At 69.3% G+C, this 1996-nt stretch carries 2 protein-coding genes; both read right to left on the bottom strand.

Features of this window, described 5'->3' with window-relative positions; translation table 11 throughout:
• The coding region (locus NBZ85_RS30710; protein WP_261563377.1) for an alpha/beta hydrolase at positions 1 to 845 on the bottom strand (845 nt) is incomplete at its 3' end.
• 63 nt (positions 846 to 908) lie between these two features.
• Positions 909 to 1253 (bottom strand): PadR family transcriptional regulator, encoded by a 345-nt coding sequence (locus NBZ85_RS30705; protein WP_261555501.1) that lies wholly within the window; start codon positions 1251 to 1253, stop codon positions 909 to 911.
• Positions 1254 to 1996 lie beyond the last annotated feature (743 nt).

Genomic DNA, 1996 nt, shown 5'->3' with positions numbered 1-1996 from the left:
GGGGAGGCGAGGGGTTCGGCGCGGGTGGCCGGGTCGGGGAAGTAGGCGTTCTGCACGAGCCGCAGCAGCCATGGGCCGATGGTGGGGTGCTTCTTCGGCGAGGTGCGGGCGTGCGGGTCGAGGCTGACATCGGTGACGCCGTACCCGACGGCCAGTGCGACCGGCAGGAACTCCCCGGCGTCGCGGGCCTGCTGGACGACGTTGATCGCGAGCTTCGCGCCGGCGCTGTAGCCACCGACGGACAGCCGTCCGCCGTCCCAGCCCCGCTCGGCTGCGTGGGCGTGGGCCCAGGCGGCGACGTCGTAGGCCTGGTGCTCGGCGACGGGGTAGGCGACCTCGGGGGCGGTGTCGTAATCGGGGACGAGCACCACGGCGCCGACGTCGGAGGCGAGGTAGCGGCAGACGTGGTCGTCCTGCTCGGGCCTGCGGACGATGAACGAGCCGCCGTGCAGCTGCACATGTACGGGCGGGAGCGCCCCGGTGCCCGCGGGCCGGTAAAGCAGGCAGCGGACGGGGCCGTGCCGGGTGGGGACTGTGACGGTCTCGGGGTCGGCGACCGCCCGGGTGGCGAACCGCAGGGACTTCGACGGGCTGCCGACGAGGGTGAAACCCGCGCGCATGACGCGGGCGGCGAGGCGGGTCCCAGGTCCGAGGGTGGAGCCGGTGGTCAAGGTCTGTCTCCTGGCGAGTCCGGCGTCGAGTGTGCGGGGGGAGCGGTGTTCTCTTTCTCTTCTACGCCTGACCCGCGCGTCGGTGACGGTGATGGTGACGAGCGCCTTGCCGCTGCCGGGAACGAGCCACAGCCGATCGATGCCCCCGAGGGCCTGAGCCTCGGTAAGAGTCACGGCTCGCCCCCTTCACTCACCGGCCGCTGCGATCTCCTCAGTAGGCGACCATCGGTGAGCACGTCATGCCGGCGCCGTCCCCGTGCGTCGCCGCGCCAGCAGCCGGCGGTCGGCCTCGGCGGCGTTCTCCCGCAGCCGGGCTGCCTGCGCGGCGAGCACCTCGGCGCCCGCGTCGGTGAGGTCGTAGTAGCGCCGGAGTCGGCCGCCGACCACCTCCTCGCCGCTCTGGTGCACCAGCCCCTCGCCGGCCAGCCGGTCGAGGGCGGCGTACAGCGTGCCTGCCCGTAGCGTCACCCGGCCAGCGGAGATGGCGCCGACCTCCCGGATCAGCGCGTACCCGTGCTTGGCCCCGTCGGCGAGCGCCGCGAGGACCAGAAAGGTCGGCTCCCGCATGTCGTCGATACTCATTCCATCAACATATACTTATGATCTTAATATTACTCGTGCTTGTGTGCTGCTGATCCATGGACGATCCAGATCATCCGGAGCCCCTCGGCTCTGACGAGTGGCGACAACCCGTCCCGCGCCGAGACGCGGGCGGATGCTGCCTGGCTGGATCCCTCGGCGGCAGTATCGACGCGGTAGACGTATCGGATTCGGCCAAGGTGGCGCCGCCTGCCCCGAGCCCGAAGGCACACGCCTGCCCGAGATCGAGATCGTTGACGAGGACCCGCCCGCCTGGCTGGCGCAGGCCGCCGAGCGTGCGCCGGCGGACGACGAGGCCGGTCGGTACTGGTCTGCGACCCCAAGACCTTAGCCCGACCATTCAAGATCTGTAACTGGGCGGGCTCACCGGGGCCTGGGGAGCAGAGGCTCACTCACCCGTCTCGCTCAGCGGACTGGACGTCCACCACGCGTAGTTGAGGAATGGGCTCGGCCGGTCGTGGCGTCCGACGTATGGCACGCCTGCCCGGCAACCTGACGTGAGAGATCTACTGCATACGGTCGTATCGCTCGGCTACTGCCGCAGAAGCGGAAAATTCTGCCGTTATCCGTCGCATCCACGTCCCCGCTGGGAGTACAGTGAACCTTTCCCGGTAACCTTTCGTCACCTTTGGTAGCAACAACGCTGTGTGCATACGTTGATCTCTACGTGGTGCGCTGGTGCTCCATGTGGAGCAGCACGAGGCATGCTTTCACCACGGATCCGA

The sequence above is a fragment of the Frankia tisae genome, from assembly GCF_025403405.1.
GTDB classification, from domain to species: Bacteria; Actinomycetota; Actinomycetes; order Frankiales; family Frankiaceae; genus Frankia; species Frankia tisai.
Note: the sequence above shows the minus strand (reverse complement) of the source record. Positions and strands in the feature narration are given on the sequence as shown.

What these genes read in the sequence shown, in the direction of transcription:
- NBZ85_RS30705 (WP_261555501.1), bottom strand. Translation starts at nt 1,253, where the DNA reads ATGAGTATCGACGACATGCGGGAGCCGACCTTTCTGGTCCTCGCGGCG.